Raw genomic sequence first — 20,614 nt, forward strand, 5'->3', positions numbered from 1 at the left:
GTAGTATAAAGGCAAGCCAGACGCTTTGATATGTCCATCTTTCCCGGACGATAAGGAGATCGCGCGCATGGCTTTTCATACCTGGCAAATTGGGCTGGATATTCAGAATAGGCAGATTTGTGCCCTGGCCCTCCAGCCTCGTCGTGATGGCTGGCAGCTACGCCACTGGTGGCAGCAGCGGCTGCCGCAAGATACGTTAAGAAACGGCGTGCTGCAATCTTCACCTGAATTACTGGCGGCCTTAACGGGCTGGCGTCAGCGGTTGCCACGTCATTACTCACTGCGGGTCGCACTGCCTGCCCGGCTGGTGCTGCAGCGCCAGCTTCCCCTGCCAGCACAGTCACTGAATGAGCCTGCGCTGGGGCATTACGTGCAGGCGGCCGCGCGCCGTCTTTTTCCGCTGGAGCCGACTGCGCTGGCGCTGGACTACCGGCCGGATGCGCAGAGTGGCCAGCTCTGCGTCACGGCCGCGCGGCTGGAGATTATCGACCAGTGGGCGGCCCCCCTTTTGCAGGCCGGATTAAAGCCACAGGTGTTCGAACTGAGCACCGAAGCGCTGAAGCGGTTAGCCCAGCAGGCTGAACTGCAGAATGGCAGTGTGCTGGCCCTGCAGCAGGATAACCTCTGGCTCTGGAGCGATGCACGCACTGTAGCTGAGAGCGGTGAAGGCGACACGCTGGAGACACTGAAACAGCAGGCCTTCCCCAGGGGCCCTTCTGTTGCCTGGTGTGCAGCGGAGGCGTGTGCGCTGCCCGCTGACGCCATCGCATTTTCTCCTTTTGATCTGTTTCGTTATAAGCAGCCGCCCTTGCCGGAGAATCCGGGTGCTTTTGCGCTGGCGGCCGGTCTGGCGCTGCGCGACGGAGATGCATGATGGTGGCGGTTAATCTGCTGCCCTGGCGGCAGCGTCGTCAACAGCAGCAGCGGCGGCAGAGCCTGGTCGTGTTGTCACTGATGATGAGTGCTCTTTTGCTGGTGGTTGTGCAGCAAACCTGGCAGGTCCATCAGACGCGTCAGCAGGTTGCGCAGACGGGCAGGGTGCAGCAGCAGGCGCTGGCCATGCTGGAAAAGCAGTTAGCTGAGCAGAAGCAGTTACTGGCGCAAATAGCGGTCATACAAAAGCAACAGGCGAAGCAGCGCCAGCAGGCGGGACAACTGGCAGCCTGGCAACAGTTCTGGCTCGATTTACCTGCGTTGTTGCCTGACACCGCCTGGCTGACCCGGCTGGAGAAGCGCGACAACCATCTGACCCTGGAAGGCCAGGCGCAGGATATGGCGTCGGTGCGGCAGTTTCGCCAGCAGCTAACCCGCGTCGCCCTGCTGAGCCAGGTCAAGCAGGGCGGCGTTAAACGTCAGGCGGGTGGCAGCTACCGCTTTTCATTGCGGGCAGAGGTGCAGGAGGTCGCTGATGAGTGAATGGTGGGATCGCTGGTGGCAAATGGACGCTCTTCCGCGCTACGGCTTGCTCGCCGTCCTCTCATCGGGTCTGCTACTGCTCTCCTGGCTTCTTTGGTTACGGCCACAACAGCAGGCTTTGACCGCTGAAAAACAGGAGCTGCACAAGCTGAGCCGCACCCTGCAGCAGCGCCAGCAGCAGTGGCGTCAGAATCCGGATAATGCGCAGTTGCAGGCGCAACTGCAGTCGATGCAGATCGCCAGATCAGCATCGGGCGCATCGGGCCGGGCAGTGGAAGCGATTCTGGCAGCACGCCGTAATCAACTGGAGGAGTGGCAGCCGGATGCGCCTTCCCGCACGCTGACGCTGCATCTGCAGTGGCCGGCGTTCCCGTCGCTTTTTGCCGAGCTTGCCGATGCCTCCGCAGCGTTTCCGGTGCATTTCCAGCTGCTGGCGCAGCCGCAGTTCCTGGTTGCTCAACTCTGGCTGGAACCAGACGATGCGCCATAGCCTGCTGATTTTACTGCTGTGCTGTGGCGGGGTGCTGGCGCGTGACCCGTTCCGGCCGGTTGCCGGTTCAGTTTGTGAGGCGTCAGTAGAACCGCTCACCGGCTGGCGTCTGCAGGGGATCATTGGCCGGGAGGCGCATTTCCATGCCTGGCTGCTGGGCCCGCAGGGAGAGAGCGTCATCGCGCGCACCGGCAAACCATTTCCCGTATCGCCCTGGCAACTCGCTGATATGACCCGCCGCAGCATCACCCTGGCGGTGCAAAATAGCTGCACGGCACAACAGGCTGCATTCTATTTAAAAGGACGTTCGCATGAAAAGGATAGTCACTCTGCTGCTGGTCATCAGTTGCCTGCTGCCGGTTTACGCCGCTGATGAGGAGCCTCTCAGCCTGACATTTGATAATGCGCCGGTAGAGCGTATTTTGCAGGCGCTGGCAGACTATCAGCAGATCAATCTGATGATTGCGCCAGAGGTGGAAGGTTCGTTATCGCTGCGGCTGGATAACCTGCCATGGCATCAGGCGCTTGACCTGGTGGCGCGCATGGCAAAGCTGACGCTGATAGAACAGGATAATGTCCTGCTGGTCTATCCGGAGAGCTGGCAGCAGGCTCAGCAGCAGGCACGGCAAGCGGAACAGCAGGAGCAGTTGCAGCAGATACCTTTGCAGCAGCGCGCGGTAATATTGCGCTATGCCAGCGCCAGCGAGGTACATGCCAGCCTTCTGACTGAGCGGCAGACGCTGATGACTGAGCGCGGCAGCGTGACGGTCGACAAACGCACTAACGCCCTGTTACTGCGCGATACTGCGGCGGCGTTGAAAGAGACGGAACGCTGGATACGGGCACTGGATCTGCCACTGGAGCAGATTGAGCTGTCGGCCCACATTGTTACCATCAGCGAAGAGCATCTGCAGGAGCTGGGTGTGAAGTGGGGATTGCAGGCGGGTGATGCTGCAGTGACTGACATCCTGCATCATCCCCGGCTGGATATTCCGCTGGCGGTGAGTTCACCCGGCATCAGCGTGGGTATGGCACTCGCACGCATCGGGGGCCAGCTTCTGGATCTGGAGTTAAGCGCGCTGGAGCAGGAGAACCAGATCGAAATCATTGCCAGTCCGCGCCTCTTTACCTCACATCAGCAGACTGCATCGATCAAGCAGGGCACTGAAATTCCCTATGAAGTGTCGGCGGGAAACAGCGGTGCCACCAGTATTGAGTTTAAAGAAGCGGTGCTGGGCATGGAGGTGACCCCAACGATTTCAGGTAATGGCCGCATCCAGCTGAAGATCCATATCAGTCAGAATATGCCGGGTCGCAGCATCAGAACCGGCGATAGCGACATATTATCTATTGATAAACAGGAAATTGAGACTCAGGTCACGGTCAGTGACGGGCAAACTCTGGCGTTAGGCGGTATCTTTCAGCAGCAGCGTAGTCGTGGAGAAAATAAGGTGCCGCTGCTGGGAAATGTTCCGCTGATTGGCGGGTTGTTTCGCCAGCAATCTGAGCAGCGTAAAAAAAGAGAGTTGGTGATCTTCATAACGCCACGATTGGTCAGGGAAGCAGCGCTTACGGCTGGATAAAACGGAAAATGCGTCCCTTAGAGCCATCTGCGTTGACGCAGGGGACGAATTAGCTTACAAGGTTTAGCGATTTTCAATACGGTGTAACCGTCTATGTTGGGTAAATCCCGGCAAACAGATCAGAAAACTCCTCTGTAAGCAGCGTTGTAAAGACGCAGCGCTGGCGCGTTACAGTTTCGCGAACACAGGCTAATTCAGAAATGGATGTGCTGAAGGCAATATAATCGGTTGCCAAACAGCCTTGAGTGTTGAGATAATTTTTCATCTGACTCTTGCTAACGCTCATGAGGTCTCAGTTCCTGTCCCGCCAGCAAATGCTGAACGCGGGGTATCATTAACGAATTCTTAGTAATACCGACAAAATGGCAGAGAAACGCAATATCTTTCTGGTTGGGCCGATGGGTGCCGGCAAAAGCACTATTGGCCGTCAGTTGGCTCAGCAACTCAACATGGAGTTCTTCGATTCCGATCAGGAAATTGAGCGACGCACCGGAGCGGATGTGGGCTGGGTTTTTGATGTCGAAGGCGAAGCTGGCTTTCGCGATCGCGAAGAAAAAATCATTAACGAACTGACCGAGAAGCAAGGCATCGTCCTGGCGACAGGCGGTGGTTCCGTCAAATCACGGGAAACGCGTAATCGTCTCTCCGCCCGCGGTGTTGTGGTTTATCTTGAAACCACCATCGAGAAGCAACTGGCGCGCACCCAACGTGACAAAAAACGTCCGTTGCTGCAGGTGGATTCACCGCCGCGTGAAGTGCTCGAAGCGCTGGCTGGCGAACGTAACCCGCTCTACGAAGAGATCGCCGATGTAACCATTCGCACAGATGATCAGAGTGCGAAAGTGGTGGCGAATCAGATTATCCACATGTTGGAAAAAAGTTGATCCAACGTTCGAAGGCTCTTTAACAGGTATCGAGCATCATGGAGAAGATCACCGTCTCACTGGGGGAACGCAGTTACCCCATCACTATCGCCGCCGGACTGTTTAACGATCCGGCTTCTTTTTGGCCGCTAACGGCGGGCGAAAATGCCATGGTGGTGACAAACCAGACGCTGGCTCCGCTCTATCTTGACTCGCTGACAGCGTTGCTGACGGCGGCAGGTGTAAAAGTGGATCAGGTGATCTTACCCGACGGCGAGCAATATAAGACGCTGGCCGTGATGGATCAGGTTTTTACTGCACTTCTGCAAAAGCCGCACGGTCGTGATACGACGCTTATCGCCCTGGGCGGCGGCGTCATTGGCGATCTTACCGGTTTTGCTGCGGCCAGTTATCAGCGTGGCGTACGCTTTATTCAGGTACCGACTACCTTACTGTCGCAGGTTGATTCTTCGGTTGGCGGTAAAACGGCCGTTAACCATCCGCTGGGTAAAAACATGATCGGCGCATTTTATCAACCTGCGTCGGTGGTGATTGATACGGCCTGTCTGAAGACGCTTCCCGTCCGCGAAATGGCATCCGGTCTGGCGGAAGTGATTAAGTACGGCATCATCCTCGACGGTGCGTTTTTCCAGTGGCTGGAGCAAAATCTTGATGCTCTGCTGGCGCTGGATGAACAGGCACTTTCGTACTGTATTCGTCGCTGCTGTGAACTGAAAGCCGAGGTTGTAGCGGCCGATGAGCGTGAAAACGGTCAGCGGGCATTGCTAAATCTGGGCCATACTTTTGGTCATGCGATTGAAGCGCACATGGGGTACGGCAACTGGCTGCACGGTGAAGCCATTGCGGCGGGCATGGTCATGGCAGCACGCACGGCTGAACGTCTGGGGCAGTTCCAGGCGGAAGAGACCGAACGCATTATTGCCCTGTTCCGGCGTGCCGGTTTACCGGTGCATGGGCCGCAGACGATGAGTGCTGAGATGTATCTGCCGCACATGATGCGCGATAAAAAAGTTCTGGCGGGCGAACTGCGGCTGATACTCCCGCTGTCGATTGGCCGCTCTGAAGTGCGTGGTGGCGTGGCACATGATATGGTGCTGGCTGCAATTAACGATTGTCAGCAACCCTGAGATAAAGCAGTTGAGTGGTGACGCGGCGCGCAGGGTGCGCAGTGCGGAATGCCGCTTTACGGAGGAGCCAAAATGGATGAGTTTAAACCGGAAGACGAGTTAAAACCTGACGCCAGCGACCGCCGTCCCTCGCGCCCTCGTAAGTCGTCTACCGCGGCCAAAGCACCGGTTTCGCGCCAGCGCATCATGATGGGCGTTGGGATTTTGGTCCTGCTGTTACTGGTGCTGGGAATAGGTTCGGCGCTGAATGGCCCGGATGAGAAAAAACCTGCGACTGCAGGAACACCCCCTGCTGCCAGTGGCAGTTCCGGCAGCGAGAAGAATATTGACCTGGGCGGCTCCTCTTCCATGTCCGGTGGACAGACTCCTCCGTCAGCCGGTCAGACCACGCCAGCCACCAGTGAAAATACCGCAACGACCAGCGGCGATGCTACGTCTGACCCGCAGCGCGACGTTTCGATGCCGCCTGTGGCGTCTACGCCTACGCAGGCCGCGCCAGTTGACGCGCCAGCGAATCAGCAGCGTGTCACGCTGCCAGGCGATCTGAATAGCGCGCTGACAAATCAGCAGCAGCAGGTCGACAATGCTGCCATGGGAACGCAGGGTGGAAGTTCACTGCCAACAGCACCTGCTACCGTTAGCGGCAATGCCGGTACGGCGGCGAATCCTGTCACGACACCTTCAGGCCGTCAGACGCCGAACAAATCCACTGCTTCTTCCCGTCCGGTGCACGAGTCATCGCATAAAACGGCGGCGAAGCCTGCAACCCGTGACAGCAAAACGCATACTACGCCAGCACGGACACCAGCCAGTTCGGCTCCGGCCACTGCGGCGGCAGGCAGCAGCTCAGTGAGTAAATCCGTGCCAGGCGGCAGCTATACACTGCAGCTGAGCGGTGCATCAAAGGCGGAAAGCCTGAATGCCTGGGCGAAGCAGCAGAATCTGAGTGGGTATCATGTCTACAAAACCACCCGTAACGGTGAGCCGTGGTACGTGCTGGTGAGTGGCTCCTATGCCACGCCGGCAGATGCTAAACGCGCTGTCGCGTCGCTGCCTGCGGAAGTTCGTGCGAAGAACCCCTGGGTTAAACCCGTTAGCCAGGTGAAAAAAGAAGCCAGCCAATAGCGGATGTGGGGCCAGTCTCTGGCCCCGTTTTAAGCGCAGATCTGCTGTCGGTACAGCCACAGCCTCACAATAAGATGTAATAACCACGACAGCATGAAAAAAAATCGCGCTTTCCTGAAATGGGCAGGGGGAAAATTTCCCTTAGTAGAAGAGATCCATCGTCATCTGCCGCAAGGCGACTGTCTGGTCGAGCCGTTTGTTGGTGCGGGTTCGGTGTTTCTGAACACTGAATTTGATCGCTACCATCTTGCTGATATCAACAGTGACCTGATTAATCTCTACAACATTGTTAAAACGCGCACGGCGGATTTCATCCGTGACGCGCAACTGCTGTTTACGCCGGAAGGTAACAACGAGATCTGTTATTACCAGCGGCGCACCGAATTTAACACCAGCACCGACGCCTATCAGCGTGCGCTGCTGTTCCTCTATCTGAACCGTCACTGTTACAACGGCCTCTGCCGCTATAACCTGCGTGGTGAGTTCAACGTGCCATTTGGCCGCTACCGCAAACCCTACTTTCCGGAGGCAGAACTGTTATGGTTTGCCGAGCGCGCGCAAAAAGCGACGTTTGTCTGTGAATCTTACGATGTTACCCTGACCAGCGCTGGCAAAGGCTCGGTGGTCTATTGCGATCCACCTTATGCGCCACTGTCAGCGACGGCTAATTTTACGGCTTATCACACCAACAGCTTCAGCCTGCGTGAGCAGGAGAATCTGGCGGCGTTAGCGGCACAGCTGGCTTCGTCGGAGAACCGGATTCCGGTACTGATTTCTAACCACGATACTGCACTGACGCGTTTATGGTATCAGGATGCAGTGTTACATGTGGTCAAAGCCCGGCGTTCTATCAGCCGGAGCATAGCCGGTCGCACCAAGGTCGACGAACTGCTGGCACTTTATCGCTAGTCTGTTTCGTCCGCGACCAACGCATTACGCCAGCCGCAGGGCGGGCGCACAACAGTGGGAGAATCGGATGAAACAATATTTGCTGGCCCCTTCAATCCTTTCGGCGGACTTTGCTCGCCTGGGCGAAGACACAGCCAAAGCGCTGGCGGCCGGAGGTGACGTGGTTCACTTCGACGTGATGGACAACCATTACGTCCCTAATCTGACCATGGGTCCAATGGTGCTGAAAGCACTGCGTGACTATGGCATCACCGCCCCCATCGATGTGCATCTCATGGTGAAGCCGGTAGATGCGCTGATCCCGGAATTCGCCAAAGCCGGTGCCACCTACATCACCTTTCATCCGGAAGCCAGCCAGCACGTTGACCGCACTCTGCAGATAATTAAAGAGCACGGCTGCAAAGCGGGTCTGGTTTTTAATCCGGCGACCCCGCTGAGCTACCTCGATTACGTTATGGATAAGCTGGATATCATTCTGCTGATGTCAGTGAACCCTGGTTTTGGCGGTCAGTCATTTATTCCGGGCACCCTGGATAAACTGCGTGAAGCGCGCAGACGTATCGATCAGAGCGGTTACAGCATTCGTCTTGAAGTGGATGGTGGCGTTAAAATCGATAATATTGGCCAGATTGCTGCCGCAGGTGCCGACATGTTTGTCGCCGGTTCTGCCATCTTCGGTCACCCTGACTATAAAAAAGTGATCGACGATATGCGCAACGAACTGGAGAAGGCCAATGGCTCATTTCACTGATATTCGGGCGCTGGCGTTTGATCTTGATGGCACGCTGGTGGATAGCGCGCCAGGCCTGGCCGATGCGATTGATCGTACGCTGAAAGATCTTCGTCTGCCGCAGGCGGGCCTTGAGCGTGTCTCAACCTGGATTGGTAATGGTGCCGATATCATGATGGCCCGTGCGCTGACCTTCGCACTGGGCCGCGAGCCGCAGCCCGAAGAACAACGTGATGCGCGGGTGCTGTTTGACAGGCATTACGCCGATACCGTCGATGCCGGCAGTGCACTGTTCCCAAAGGTGAAGCAGACGCTGGACGCATTAAAGGCTTCCGGTCTGCCGATGGCGATTGTGACTAACAAGCCGACACCCTTTGTGGCACCGCTGCTGGCGTCACTCGGCATTGCCGATGCGTTTTCCCTGATTATCGGTGGCGACGATGTGCCGGTTAAGAAACCGCACCCTGCGGCGATCTTTATGGTGCTGGGCACCTTCGGCGTACTGCCAAATGAGTTGCTGTTTGTTGGCGACTCGCGCAATGATATCCAGGCGGCGCAGGCGGCCGGCGTACCTAATGTCGGTATGACGTTTGGCTATAACTATGGCGAGCCGATCGCGACCAGCCAGCCCGATTTAACCCTTGACGCTTTCGACGAACTTTTGCCCACACTGGGGCTGTAAATATCAGGACTTAAGTATGAAACCCATCGTTTTCAGCGGCGCACAGCCGTCCGGCGAACTGACCATCGGCAACTATATGGGAGCGCTGCGTCAGTGGGTGCAGATGCAGGATGATTTCCACTGCATATATTGCATCGTTGATTTGCACGCGATTACCGTGCGTCAGGATCCTGCTGCACTGCGTAAAGCGACGCTGGACACGCTGGCGCTCTATCTGGCCTGTGGTATCGACCCGCAAAAAAGCACCATCTTTGTTCAGTCGCATGTGCCAGAGCATACGCAGCTGAGCTGGATCCTGAACTGCTACGCCTATTTCGGCGAACTGAGCCGCATGACGCAGTTCAAGGATAAATCAGCGCGTTACGAAGAGAACATTAACGCCGGTCTGTTTGACTACCCGGTGCTGATGGCCGCTGACATTCTGCTTTATCAGACTAATCAGGTGCCGGTGGGTGAAGATCAGAAGCAGCATCTGGAGCTGAGCCGCGATATCGCGCATCGCTTCAATGCGATCTATGGCGATATCTTCCGGGTGCCAGAGCCATTCATTCCAAAATCCGGCGCACGCGTGATGTCGCTGCTGGAGCCGACCAAAAAAATGTCCAAGTCTGATGATAACCGTAACAACGTCATCGGCCTGCTGGAAGATCCTAAAGCGGTCGTGAAGAAGATCAAACGCGCCGTTACGGATTCAGAAGAGCCGCCAGTGGTGCGCTACGACATCAAAGAGAAAGCGGGCGTCTCTAACCTGCTGGATATTTTGTCTGGCGTAACCGGTAAAACCATCGCCGAGCTGGAGCAGGAATTCGAAGGTAAAATGTATGGCCATCTGAAAGGCGCAGTAGCCGATGCCGTGTCGGGCATGCTCTCTGAGCTGCAGGAACGTTATCATAGCTTCCGCAACGATGAAGCCTTGCTGGAGCAGGTCATGCGTGATGGCGCGGCGAAAGCACGTGCACAGGCGCAGGAAACGCTGAAGAAGGTTTATCAGGCGGTAGGTTTTGTCGCGATGCCGTAATGGCTGAACAGACAAAAAGGACGGCGGGCTTTGTGCCCGCCGTTTTTATTTGCCGGTTCAGAACCAGCGCAGGCTGTCGCGCAGACTCACCACGCTGCCGATGATCATCAGGCTGGGACTGATCACCTGTCCGGCTAACATTTCCAGCTCGCTCAGTGTCCCGGTGACGACCCGCTGACGCGTGCTTGTGCCGTTTTCCACCAGCGCCACCGGCATATCGCCGCGCATCCCGTGCTTTATTAACTGCTGCTGAATCTCTCCGGCCTGTGCCAGCCCCATATAAAACACCAGCGTCTGCTGTTCTGCCGCCAGCGTCTGCCAGGCGAGCGTGCCCGTTTTCTGCAGATGCCCGGTAACCAGCCTCACGCTCTGCGCATGATCGCGGTGTGTCAGGGGAATACCGCTGTAGGCCGCACAGCCTGAAGCAGCAGTAATCCCCGGCACCACGCTGAATGGAATCTGCAACTGCGCCAGCGCCTCCAGCTCTTCACCGCCGCGACCAAAGATAAAGGGATCGCCGCCTTTCAGTCGCACCACGCGCTTTCCGCGCTGCGCCTGGTCGCAGAGCAACTGGTTGATCTCATCCTGTGGCACGCAGTGATGTCCTGCCCGTTTCCCGACAAAGATGCGTTCAGCATCGCGGCGCACCAGGTTCAGGATCTCTTCGGAGACCAGCCGGTCATAAACGATCACATCCGCCTGCTGGATCAGCTGAAGGCCTTTGAGGGTGAGTAATCCGGCATCGCCCGGACCGGCACCGACCAGTGCCACTTCACCCTGCTGAACAGGATCTGCGCTAAAAAGTGCATCGGTAATCTGTTCCGCACGTTCGCCGTCGCCGTTAGCCAGGGTCTGGGCGAGCCGCTCGCTGTTAAAAAATCGCTCCCAGAAGTGACGTCGGGCATTGATGGCGTTGAACTGCTTTTTTACCCGCTCGCGCAGGGTGCCCGCCCGCTGCGCCAGCTGGCCCAGATGCTGCGGCAGCATCGCCTCCAGCTTTTCCCGCAACAGACGTGCCAGCACCGGCGCACGTCCACCGGAAGAGACGGCGACCATCAGCGGGGAGCGGTCAATGATCGACGGCATAATGGCGCTGGCCTGCTGCGGCGCATCCACCAGATTGCAGAAAATCTGCTGTTTTTCAGCTGCTTCCGCCACCTGCTGATTGACTGCGTCATCATTTGTCGCGGCGACCACCAGCCAGCAGCCGGTCAGCCACTCAGGATCGAAATGCCCGGGCAGCAGCGTGATGGCTTTCTGCTGCGCCCATTCCCGGAAGGTGGGGGAGAAATCAGGGGCACCAACCCAGAGCCCGGTGCCAGCTTCCAGCAGCAGGCGTGCTTTTCGCTCAGCCACGTCACCCGCGCCGACCAGCAGGCAGCGTCGGCCCTGCAGGCGGCAGAACAAGGGGAAGTAGTCCATCAGAGATCCTTAAAAAAGCCCGCAGAGGCGGGCTGTTGACGGGCGTTACAGGCAGACTTCGATCTGTCCGGCATTGACGCGCACTGGCCAGGACGCCACGGAGCGCGTTTCATCCTCCATGCAGAGGCCATCGCAGAGGCGAAAATGCTGCTTTTTCAACGGGCTGGCCACCCAGAGCGCATCCTGATGTTCGGCAATAATGCCGCGTGACAGCACACTGGCATCGGCAAACGGGTCGATATTGCTGATCGCATAGAGCTGTTCATCATCGCGTGGACGGAAGATAGCCACCTGCTGGCCTTTGACCAGCGCGCAGACGCCCGTGGCGGGCAGGATCTGTGTAAGCGGGCACACTGGATTCCACTGGCTCATGATTCGGTCTCCTCAATCAGGGTCACGGCAATACGTTCTTCGGGGCGTGCCGGGCGATGCTGGGCACGCTCTGCCACCCGCTGCACAGCAGGATCGCGCTGCGGCGAGTTGATAAAGTGGGCGAAGCGTGTCAGGTGGTCTTTATCTTCCAGCGTGGCCTGCCATTCACAGCTGACGCTGGCGCGCAGCTGTGCCAGTTGCTGTTCCATCTGGCTGTTGAGGCCGAGTTTGTCATCCACGATCACGTTGCGCAGATAGTCGATGCCGCCTTCCAGACTCTCCAGCCACAGCGAAGTGCGCTGCAGGCGGTCGGCGGTGCGGATATAGAACATCATGAAACGGTCGAGATAGGTGACCAGCGTCTGCTGATCGAGATCGGCCGCCAGCAGATCGCCGTGGCGCGGTTTCATGCCGCCGTTGCCGCAGACGTAAAGGTTCCACCCTTTTTCGGTGGCGATAATGCCGACATCTTTACCCTGGGCTTCCGCACATTCACGGGTGCAGCCAGAGACGCCAAATTTCATTTTGTGTGGTGTGCGGATGCCTTTGTAGCGGTTCTCCAGCATCACGCCAAAGCCGAGGCTGTCGCCCACGCCGTAACGGCACCAGGCGCTGCCAACGCAGGTTTTCGCCATACGCAGCGCCTTGGCATAAGCCTGACCGGTTTCAAATCCGGCATCGATCAGCTGTGACCAGATAGCGGGCAGATCGTCTTTCTGCGCGCCAAACAGACCGATGCGCTGAGAGCCGGTAATTTTGGTGTAGAGCTGGTAGCGTTCGGCGATATCGCCAATCACCTTCAGGCCCTGTGGCGTGATTTCACCGCCAGGCGAACGCGGGATCACCGAATAGGTGCCATCTTTCTGGATATTACCCAGATAGAGGTCGTTGCTGTCCTGCAACGGCGCGTGCTGTGGCTTGAGCACATACTCATTCCAGCAGGACGCGAGCAGTGAGCCAACCGCAGGTTTACAGACTTCACAGCCATAACCCTGACCATAGCGGGCCAGCAGTTCGTCAAAGGTTTTGATCTCTTCAAACTGAATCAGATGGTAAAGCTCCTGACGGGACCAGGCGAAGTGCGCGCAAAGATGGTTATTGACCTCAATGCCCTGACGGCTGAGTTCGCTGTTAAGCACCTGAGTGATCAGAGGAATACAGCCACCGCAGCCCGTGCCTGCACGGGTACTGTTTTTCAGCGCCGCCACGGTGTGACAGCCGCCCTGAACCGCCTTGATGATGTCGCCTTTGCTGACGTCGAAGCAGGAGCAGATTTGCGCACTATCTGGCAGGGAATCAACGCCGATGGCGGGTTTATTTCCACTGCCCGCCGGCAGAATCAACGCTTCCGGATTAGCGGGCAGCGGAATGGCATTCAGCGCCAGTTGCAGCAGGTTGCCATAGTCGCTGGTGTCGCCCACCAGCACGGCACCCAGCAGGGTTTTCTGATCTTCGCTGATAATCAGGCGCTTGTAGACGGATTTGCCTTCATCCAGCCAGACTACGCTGCGCGCGCCTGGCGTAGTGCCGCGCGCATCACCAATGCCGCCGACATCGACACCCAGCAGCTTGAGTCTGGCGCTCATGTCCGCGCCGGTAAACGCATTGTCACGGCCCAACAGATGGTCGCTGGCGACCTGTGCCATTTTGTAACCCGGTGCCACCAGACCGTAGATGCGATGCTGCCAGGCCGCGCACTCACCGATGGCGTAAATGGCGGGATCGCTGGTCCGGCACTGGTCATCAATGGCGATGCCGCCGCGCGGACCCAGCGTTAATCCACACTGCTTCGCCAGTTTGTCCTGCGGACGAATACCGGTAGAGAAGACGATGAAATCGACTTCCAGCGCGCTGCCATCGGCAAACTGCAGTGTTTTACCGCCATGCTCGTGGTGCACAATCTGCTGAGTATTTTTGCTGGTGTGGACCCGCACACCCATCTGCTCAATCTTGCGACGCAACTGTTCACCGCCTTGCTGATCGAGCTGTTCTGCCATCAGCACGGGCGCAAACTCAATGACGTGGGTTTCAATGCCCAGATTTTTCAGTGCACCCGCGGCTTCCAGTCCCAACAGACCGCCGCCAATTACCGCACCGCGTTTGCTGCGGCGTGAGCAGGCTTCAATGGCGTTGAGATCTTCGATGGTGCGATAGACAAAGCAGTCGCTACCTTCAGCACCGTTAATCGGCGGAATCCACGGATAAGATCCCGTAGCAAAAATCAGCGTGTCGTAGTGAACGGCGCGACCGGTGCTGGAGTGGATGAGCTTCTCATCACGGTTAATGGTGATGGCGCGCTCGCCCAGCAGCAGATTGACCTGATGCTTGTCGTAATAGCCTTCACGGACCAATGACAGTTCTTCAGCCGTGTGGTGAGAAAAGTAGGCGGACAGGTGGACACGATCGTAGGCGACGCGGGGTTCTTCACAAAAGACGGTCAGCGAAAACAGGTTGGGTTCTGCTTTCTCAAGTAACTCTTCTATGAAGCGGTGGCCGACCATGCCGTTACCGATAACGACGACATTGTGCTTGCTCATTTTGGCCTCAAATTTGCGATATCTGCGGCTACAATAGCGCGCCCTTTCTGGCGCTTATTGATATACATCAATCACGACCCTATATACCTATTAAGAGGTATATATTTGATTTTAATTAAGTTTATCCGTAAGGGCTAACCTGCTGAATATCCTGCATTGCCGCGTGAGGTATGAATCGTGCTAGTTTTAACCCCACAGGTTAACTGGATAAGGAATCAGCCATGCTGTCACCCAAGTGGATCAATAATGTGCGTCTACCCTGGCGGGAAGGTTTGTGGCAAATCGAAATCGCCGACGGAAAAATAGCCCGAATTTCAGCTCAGCCGCAGCAGCCTTCACCGGTGCAACAATCGCTGGATGGCGAGGGCGGCCTGGCCTGCGCGCCCTTTATTGAGCCACATATTCATCTGGATACCACCCAGACGGCGGGTGAACCGGCATGGAACCAGTCCGGGACGCTGTTTGAAGGGATTGAGCGCTGGGCCGAACGCAAGGCGCTACTCAGCCACGAAGATGTTAAACAACGGGCATTGCAGACGCTGAAGTGGCAGATCGCCAACGGCATTCAGTTTGTCCGCACCCACGTTGACGTGTCAGACCCGTCACTGACGGCGCTGAAAGCGATGCTGGAAGTGAAAGCAGAGATGGCGCCATGGATCACCCTGCAGATTGTGGCGTTTCCTCAGGAAGGCATTCTCTCTTATCCCAACGGCGAAGCGTTGCTGGAGGAGGCGTTGCGGCTGGGCGCAGATGTGGTTGGCGCGATTCCGCATTACGAATTCACCCGCGAATATGGCGTCGAGTCGCTGCATAAAACCTTTGCGCTGGCTAACCGCTACGACCGGCTGATCGATGTTCACTGCGATGAGATCGATGATGAACAGTCGCGCTTTGTGGAAACCGTGGCGGCGCTGGCACATCGCGATGGCAACGGTGCACGCGTGACCGCCAGTCATACCACGGCGATGCACTCCTATAATGGCGCGTATGCCTCACGGCTGTTCCGGCTGCTTAAACTGTCGGGTATTAACTTTGTCGCCAACCCGCTGGTCAATATCCACCTGCAGGGACGCTTTGACACCTATCCTAAGCGGCGCGGGATAACGCGGGTGAAAGAGATGCTGGATGCGGAAATTAACGTCTGCTTCGGCCACGACGATGTGTTTGATCCCTGGTATCCGCTGGGCACTGCCAATATGCTGCAGGTACTGCATATGGGCTTACATGTCTGTCAGCTGATGGGCTATGAGCAGATCGATGCGGGCCTGGATCTGATTACGCATAACAGCGCGAAGACGATGCAGCTGTCAGGCTATGGCATTCAGAGCGGCAACGAGGCCAGTCTGATTATTCTGCCGGCAGAAAGCGGTTTTGATGCGGTGAGAAGGCAGGTTCCGGTGCGCTATTCGGTGCGTCGCGGCGTGGTGGTTGCAGAGACAAAGCCCGCAGAAAGCGAAATTTACTGGCGGGAACGGGAGCGCATCGACTTCCGGCGGTAAACAGCAGGGCGGCGATCACTCGCCGCCCTGAATGATTAATGCATGACGTGACCGTGAGTACGATGACGGCTGACAAAGCCGAGCAGGGCACACATCACAAACACCACGGCGTAGAGCGCGTTAGCCGTCGCCAGTGCGGTATGCACACCACTTTTCTCAACGATAGGCGCCGTGACCACAAAGGTCAGCATGGTGCCGACGGTACCGCAGGTCAGGATGAAGTTCACCAGTTTCGGTGACGCGACCCTGGTCTGCAGCGAGCCGAGCGTGATGATGGTGGTGTAAATCGCGCTGGAGCTGAAGCCCAGCACCATGATGATCCACTTCAGCATGCTGGCATCACTGCTGCTGACAAACCAGTACATCAGCACGGTTGCCAGACCCGCCAGCACCATCAGAATGCGTTGCAGATCGAAGAAGCGCAGCAGGAAGCTGAAGGCCCACATGCCGACCATATAAGCCGTCCAGAAGCTGCCCACCAGTTGTCCGGCGTCATTGATGTTCATGCCCATGACTTTCGTGGCATATTCTGGCACCCAGGAGATAAAGCCGAGCTGGCCCAGAATGTAGCAGAGTGCCGCGACAGCCAGCAGCAGCACGCCCACACCCCATTTTTCTTTCTCAACGGTCGGGCTGTTTTCAGGCTTACGCAGCACCGGGAACTCGACAAACAGCGTCATGATAAAGATGGCGACGTAGATAAAGCCGATGCAGACGTAGACCCAGTACCACGGCAGCTGACGCGCCAGCAGAACCCCTGCCAGTACCGGAAACAGCGTACCCGCCATGCTGAAGAAGGAGTCGGTAAACAGCAGGCGTGAACCACGCTGACGGCCTTCATACATGTGGGTGATCAGGAAGGTGCCGATCGACATGGTAATGCCGCTGACCACGCCCAGGACAAACATACAGAGCGAGAAAATGGTCAGATCGCGGCTGGTCATCAGCCCGATTATCGCCAGCACCATCAGGACGAAGCCGAAAATCAGCTGACGTTTCAGTGGCACAATCACCATCAGCCAGGCGTTCAGGAAAACCGCAGCCAGGATGCCGCTGTTGAGGAAGGTGAAGGTGTTACTCATGCTGGAAATGGGGATCTGGAAATCTTTTGCGATATCGCCCATTACCATGCCGGTAACGATCACCAGCGCGCCGGTCAGCGCGTAGGAGAAGAAGCTTATCCAGGTAAGGCCAATACGATTACGGTTTGTCATGTTCTGAACCTGTTGAGAACCGGGTGCCAAAAAGTGTCAGAAAGTGTAAACGGAACTGTGATCTTAATAAACAAGCAGTGAAATTACTGATCCATATTTCATGTGATGTGTGATTTTAATCACGTAATTGCGGAGGGTTAACGTTTGCTCACCTCATTTGCCCTAACAGCGTAAATATAGGTAAAACGCTGGCTCCTGGAATAGAGTCTCTTTACAATCAATCACGTTTTTGTGCCCGCTCTCCCAGGTAAGGAATCTCTCATGTTCAAACGTACTTTAACAGCGGCTATCACCCTGTTAGCGCTCTCTTCCGTTTCCGCCCAGGCGCTGGCCGCAAAAGGTGACACCCACGTTCTGCTCACCACCTCCGCCGGCAATATCGAACTCGAACTGAATAACCAAAAAGCGCCGGTCTCTGTGAAAAACTTCGTTGATTACGTCAACAACGGTTTTTACAACAACACTATTTTTCACCGCGTGATCCCGGGCTTTATGGTACAGGGTGGTGGCTTCACCACTGACATGCAGCAGAAGCAGACCAACGCGCCGATTAAGAATGAAGCGGACAATGGCCTGCGTAACCTTCGCGGCACCATCTCTATGGCGCGTACCGCCGATAAAGACAGTGCGACCAGCCAGTTCTTCCTCAACGTCGCGGATAATGCCTTCCTCGACCACGGACAGCGTGATTTTGGCTACGCCGTATTTGGTAAGATTGTGAAAGGTCAGGATGTGGTTGAAAAAATTTCTCAGGTGCCGACTAAAGATGTGGGTCCTTACCAGAATGTTCCGTCCAGACCGGTAGTTATCCTTTCCGCTAAAGTCCTGCCTTAACGCTTTTCGTCGCCATCTGCGGATGGCGACCGCCTGCCGCCTCCGGCAAAGCCAGAAATTGCTCTTATACTTAGGGCAAAAACCTGAGCAGGAGGCGGCATGGCGAACAAACTCACCGAAAAACAGAAGGTCACCCTGTGGCAACAGCGACGTAGCGCCAGCTATCAGGCCAGCTGCCGGCTGGAAGGCTTCTCATCGAATGAAACCAGCGTCAACAGCGATGATGCAGCCGCACGTCTGGCGTCACTGAGGAGGCAATATGGACTCTAATACCGCCGTCAGTCAGGATCCCTACCTGTGGCAGCATGACAATGTGCTGAAAAATCTGCCCGATATTCATGACGCTGCGCAGCTGCGCAAGGCGGAGCTGAGCTTTAGTGCGGCGCGCGCCGCCACGCTGGAGCTGGGTCCCCGTAATGCCGGGTTGCCTTACCTGCGTCAGATCCATCGCACGCTGTTTCAGGATGTCTACAGCTGGGCAGGTGAACTGCGCACTATCGATATCTGGCGTGATGAGACGCCGTTCTGTCATTTCGAATATATCGAAAAGGAAGGCAATGCCCTGATGGCCGCGCTGGAAGAGGAGAAGGGGTTAGCTGATCTGCCGCGTGACGAATTTATTCAGCGCCTCGCTCACTACTATTGCGAAATCAATATGCTGCATCCTTTCCGCCACGGAAACGGTCGGGCACAGCGGATTTTCTTTGAACAGCTGGCGCTGCATGCCGGATATCTGCTGAACTGGGAAGAGACGGATGCTGAAAACTGGAAAGCGGCTAATCAGGCCGGTGTGGCCGGAGACCTGGCCCCGCTGGAGCAGGTCTTTGCGAAAGTGGTGAGTGAGGCGGCCTGACCGCGTAGAATAGCGGCGCGGTTTACCATTCTGGACACGTCATGCTGCTGATTATCGACAATTACGACTCCTTTACCTGGAATCTTTATCAATACTTCTGCGAGCTGGGCGCGCAGGTTCAGGTGGTACGAAATGATGCCATCACCCTGGAACAGATGGCGGTGCTACCATTGACGCATCTGGTGATTTCCCCAGGCCCCTGCACGCCATCGGAGTCAGGCATCTCTCTGGCAGCGATCAGGCACTTCGCCGGGCAGCTGCCGGTGCTGGGCGTCTGCCTGGGCCATCAGGCGATTGCGCAGGCGTATGGCGCACAGGTGGCGCGTGCGCGTCAGGTAATGCACGGCAAAACCTCCGCGATTCAGCACACCGGCCAGGGCGTGTTCCGCAATCTCAATAATCCCCTTACTGTGACCCGCTATCACTCGCTGATTGTGCAGCGCGATTCTCTGCCCGACGCATTCGAGGTGACTGCCTGGACGGTGCGTGACGGCGAGCCTGACGAGATTATGGGATTCCGCCATAAAACCCTGGCGCTGGAAGGCGTACAGTTCCATCCCGAAAGCATTCTCAGCGAGCAGGGACATCAGTTGCTGCGCAATTTCCTTGAGCAATAAGTTGCCTTTGAGTGATTTTTTATGCATATTTTGTGATTATTATTTCAAGGCAGCACAACAATCATTCAGATGGGGTTACTAATGGCAGCGGAAAAAATTGCGGTCACGCGGGAGACGTTCGATAACGTTATTTTGCCTGTTTATGCACCTGCGCAGTTCGTGCCGGTAAAAGGCAAGGGCAGTCGCGTATGGGATCAGCAGGGCAAAGAGTATATCGATTTCTCGGGTGGTATCGCCGTCACCGCACTTGGACACTGTCATCCTGCGCTGGTAGAGACGCTGAAAAGCCAGGGCGAGACGCTGTGGCACACCAGCAACGTTTTCACCAACGAACCGGCGTTGCGCCTCGCCAGTAAGTTAATCCAGGCAACCTTTGCTGATCGCGTCTTCTTTGCCAACTCCGGTGCCGAAGCCAACGAAGCCGCGTTTAAGCTGGCGCGCTATTACGCCTGCAAACGTCACAGTCCGTTCAAAAGTAAGATTATTGCTTTCCATAACGCCTTTCATGGCCGGACGCTGTTTACCGTTACTGTCGGCGGACAGCCAAAGTATTCTGACGGGTTCGGGCCGAAACCGGCGGACATCGTCCACGTGCCGTTCAATGACCTGGATGCGGTAAAAGCGGTGATTGACGATCATACCTGCGCCATCGTGGTTGAACCGATTCAGGGTGAGGGCGGTGTCGTGCCCGCAACGCAGGCGTTTATGCAGGGACTGCGTGAGCTTTGCGATCAGCATCAGGCGCTGTTGGTGCTGGATGAAGTACAGAGTGGTATGGGACGCAGCGGCAAGCTGTTCGCCTATGAGCATTATGGCATTCAGCCCGATATTCTGACCTCAGCCAAAGCGCTGGGCGGCGGTTTCCCGGTCAGCGCCATGCTGACGACCAACGAGATCGCCTCGACCATGGCGCCGGGCGTGCATGGCACCACTTATGGTGGCAATCCGCTGGCCTGTGCCATCGCCGAAACGGCGCTGGATATCATCAATACGCCGGAGGTGCTGGCGGGTGTGGAGAGGCGTCGTCAGCACTTTGTCACGGCGCTGGAGGCCATCGACGCGAAGTATGATCTGTTCAGCGACATTCGCGGCAAAGGGCTGCTGATTGGTGCAGCGCTGAAACCTCAGCATGCCGGCAGGTCGCGCGACATTCTGAATGCTGCCGCCGCTGAAGGCGTGATGGTGCTGGTAGCCGGCACCGACGTGATGCGTTTTGCCCCGTCACTGATTATCGAACCGGCCGACATTGAAGAGGGCATGAGCCGCTTCGCCACCGCCGTCGGCAACGTACTCAACGGCTAG

General features: G+C 56.7%; 23 protein-coding genes. 18 read left to right on the top strand and 5 right to left on the bottom strand.

What is annotated here, in order from left to right:
- The first annotated feature begins 67 nt into the window (after positions 1-67).
- Genes pilM through hofQ form a run of 5 tightly spaced genes read left to right on the top strand, consistent with a single transcriptional unit; the run spans position 68 to position 3,489 of the window.
- The gene (gene pilM, locus HZZ01_RS17795; RefSeq protein WP_179898841.1) at positions 68-874 is read left to right on the top strand and encodes a type IV pilus biogenesis protein PilM; all 807 of its coding nucleotides are present in this window, start codon (positions 68-70) and stop codon (positions 872-874) included.
- Positions 874-1,416 carry a PilN domain-containing protein gene (locus tag HZZ01_RS17800; protein ID WP_179898892.1) on the top strand — a complete coding sequence of 181 codons (543 nt, stop codon included), beginning with the start codon at positions 874-876 and terminating at the stop codon, positions 1,414-1,416. The genes pilM and HZZ01_RS17800 overlap by 1 nt, the downstream gene beginning before the upstream one ends.
- On the top strand, positions 1,409-1,906 hold the full coding sequence (locus HZZ01_RS17805; protein ID WP_179898842.1) for a hypothetical protein: 498 nt from the start codon (positions 1,409-1,411) through the stop codon (positions 1,904-1,906). Before HZZ01_RS17800 ends, HZZ01_RS17805 begins: the two co-directional genes overlap by 8 nt.
- A complete protein-coding gene (locus tag HZZ01_RS17810; protein ID WP_179898843.1) occupies positions 1,896-2,279 on the top strand; it encodes a HofP DNA utilization family protein in 384 nt (127 codons plus the stop codon). Before HZZ01_RS17805 ends, HZZ01_RS17810 begins: the two co-directional genes overlap by 11 nt.
- Positions 2,218-3,489 carry a DNA uptake porin HofQ gene (gene hofQ / locus HZZ01_RS17815; RefSeq protein ID WP_179898844.1) on the top strand — a complete coding sequence of 424 codons (1,272 nt, stop codon included), beginning with the start codon at positions 2,218-2,220 and terminating at the stop codon, positions 3,487-3,489. The genes HZZ01_RS17810 and hofQ overlap by 62 nt, the downstream gene beginning before the upstream one ends.
- A 91-nt stretch (positions 3,490-3,580) precedes the next feature.
- Here the strand turns inward: hofQ and HZZ01_RS17820 are convergent, their stop codons facing one another.
- Positions 3,581-3,754: a hypothetical protein gene (locus HZZ01_RS17820; protein ID WP_255434305.1), complete on the bottom strand. Its 174-nt coding sequence runs from the start codon at positions 3,752-3,754 to the stop codon at positions 3,581-3,583.
- A gap of 97 nt (positions 3,755-3,851) precedes the next feature.
- On the opposite strand from HZZ01_RS17820, the gene aroK reads away from it, so the two are divergent.
- The 7 genes from aroK (at position 3,852) to trpS (ending at position 9,964) form a co-directional block, all read left to right on the top strand.
- Entirely contained in the window at positions 3,852-4,373 is a 522-nt protein-coding gene (aroK, locus tag HZZ01_RS17825; protein ID WP_003852989.1) for a shikimate kinase AroK, read from the top strand.
- 38 nt (positions 4,374-4,411) lie between these two features.
- On the top strand, positions 4,412-5,500 hold the full coding sequence (gene aroB / locus HZZ01_RS17830) for a 3-dehydroquinate synthase (protein WP_179898846.1): 1,089 nt from the start codon (positions 4,412-4,414) through the stop codon (positions 5,498-5,500).
- Positions 5,501-5,572: 72 nt separating this feature from the next.
- Entirely contained in the window at positions 5,573-6,625 is a 1,053-nt protein-coding gene (locus HZZ01_RS17835) for an SPOR domain-containing protein (RefSeq protein WP_179898847.1), read from the top strand.
- A 93-nt stretch (positions 6,626-6,718) separates the two neighbouring features.
- Positions 6,719-7,534: an adenine-specific DNA-methyltransferase gene (gene dam, locus HZZ01_RS17840; RefSeq protein ID WP_179898848.1), complete on the top strand. Its 816-nt coding sequence runs from the start codon at positions 6,719-6,721 to the stop codon at positions 7,532-7,534.
- A gap of 67 nt (positions 7,535-7,601) precedes the next feature.
- On the top strand, positions 7,602-8,285 hold the full coding sequence (gene rpe / locus HZZ01_RS17845; protein ID WP_179898849.1) for a ribulose-phosphate 3-epimerase: 684 nt from the start codon (positions 7,602-7,604) through the stop codon (positions 8,283-8,285).
- Positions 8,269-8,946, top strand: coding sequence for a phosphoglycolate phosphatase (locus tag HZZ01_RS17850; RefSeq protein WP_179898850.1), 678 nt, complete (start codon positions 8,269-8,271; stop codon positions 8,944-8,946). The genes rpe and HZZ01_RS17850 overlap by 17 nt, the downstream gene beginning before the upstream one ends.
- Positions 8,947-8,962: 16 nt before the next feature.
- Positions 8,963-9,964 carry a tryptophan--tRNA ligase gene (gene trpS / locus HZZ01_RS17855; protein ID WP_136196875.1) on the top strand — a complete coding sequence of 334 codons (1,002 nt, stop codon included), beginning with the start codon at positions 8,963-8,965 and terminating at the stop codon, positions 9,962-9,964.
- Between the two features lie 57 nt (positions 9,965-10,021).
- Here trpS and cysG read toward each other — a convergent pair whose 3' ends face one another.
- From cysG to nirB, 3 genes are read right to left on the bottom strand one after another with little or no spacing between them, the layout of a single operon-like run.
- Positions 10,022-11,386, bottom strand: coding sequence for a siroheme synthase CysG (gene cysG, locus HZZ01_RS17860; RefSeq protein ID WP_179898851.1), 1,365 nt, complete (start codon positions 11,384-11,386; stop codon positions 10,022-10,024).
- Positions 11,387-11,431: 45 nt separating this feature from the next.
- Entirely contained in the window at positions 11,432-11,758 is a 327-nt protein-coding gene (gene nirD, locus HZZ01_RS17865) for a nitrite reductase small subunit NirD (protein WP_179898852.1), read from the bottom strand.
- Positions 11,755-14,295 (bottom strand): nitrite reductase large subunit NirB, encoded by a 2,541-nt coding sequence (gene nirB, locus HZZ01_RS17870; protein WP_179898853.1) that lies wholly within the window; start codon positions 14,293-14,295, stop codon positions 11,755-11,757. Before nirB ends, nirD begins: the two co-directional genes overlap by 4 nt.
- A gap of 221 nt (positions 14,296-14,516) precedes the next feature.
- Here nirB and HZZ01_RS17875 point away from each other — a divergent pair, with 221 nt between their 5' ends.
- Positions 14,517-15,794, top strand: a complete 1,278-nt coding sequence (locus tag HZZ01_RS17875) for a cytosine deaminase (protein ID WP_179898854.1) — start codon at positions 14,517-14,519, stop codon at positions 15,792-15,794.
- 35 nt (positions 15,795-15,829) lie between these two features.
- On the opposite strand, the gene tsgA is transcribed toward HZZ01_RS17875, so the two are convergent.
- Positions 15,830-17,008: an MFS transporter TsgA gene (tsgA, locus tag HZZ01_RS17880; protein WP_179898855.1), complete on the bottom strand. Its 1,179-nt coding sequence runs from the start codon at positions 17,006-17,008 to the stop codon at positions 15,830-15,832.
- Between the two features lie 261 nt (positions 17,009-17,269).
- On the opposite strand from tsgA, the gene ppiA reads away from it, so the two are divergent.
- The 5 genes from ppiA (at position 17,270) to HZZ01_RS17905 (ending at position 20,614) form a co-directional block, all read left to right on the top strand.
- Positions 17,270-17,842 (top strand): peptidylprolyl isomerase A, encoded by a 573-nt coding sequence (ppiA, locus tag HZZ01_RS17885; RefSeq protein ID WP_179898856.1) that lies wholly within the window; start codon positions 17,270-17,272, stop codon positions 17,840-17,842.
- Positions 17,843-17,941: 99 nt separating this feature from the next.
- Positions 17,942-18,112, top strand: a complete 171-nt coding sequence (locus HZZ01_RS17890) for a YhfG family protein (RefSeq protein WP_090966735.1) — start codon at positions 17,942-17,944, stop codon at positions 18,110-18,112.
- Positions 18,102-18,695, top strand: a complete 594-nt coding sequence (locus HZZ01_RS17895; RefSeq protein WP_179898857.1) for a putative adenosine monophosphate-protein transferase Fic — start codon at positions 18,102-18,104, stop codon at positions 18,693-18,695. Before HZZ01_RS17890 ends, HZZ01_RS17895 begins: the two co-directional genes overlap by 11 nt.
- A 41-nt stretch (positions 18,696-18,736) precedes the next feature.
- Positions 18,737-19,312: an aminodeoxychorismate/anthranilate synthase component II gene (locus HZZ01_RS17900; protein WP_179898858.1), complete on the top strand. Its 576-nt coding sequence runs from the start codon at positions 18,737-18,739 to the stop codon at positions 19,310-19,312.
- An 81-nt stretch (positions 19,313-19,393) separates the two neighbouring features.
- Positions 19,394-20,614, top strand: a complete 1,221-nt coding sequence (locus HZZ01_RS17905; RefSeq protein ID WP_179898859.1) for an aspartate aminotransferase family protein — start codon at positions 19,394-19,396, stop codon at positions 20,612-20,614.

The sequence above is a fragment of the Pantoea sp. WMus005 genome (genome assembly GCF_013415305.1).
Classification (GTDB): Bacteria; Pseudomonadota; Gammaproteobacteria; order Enterobacterales; family Enterobacteriaceae; genus Pantoea; species Pantoea rara.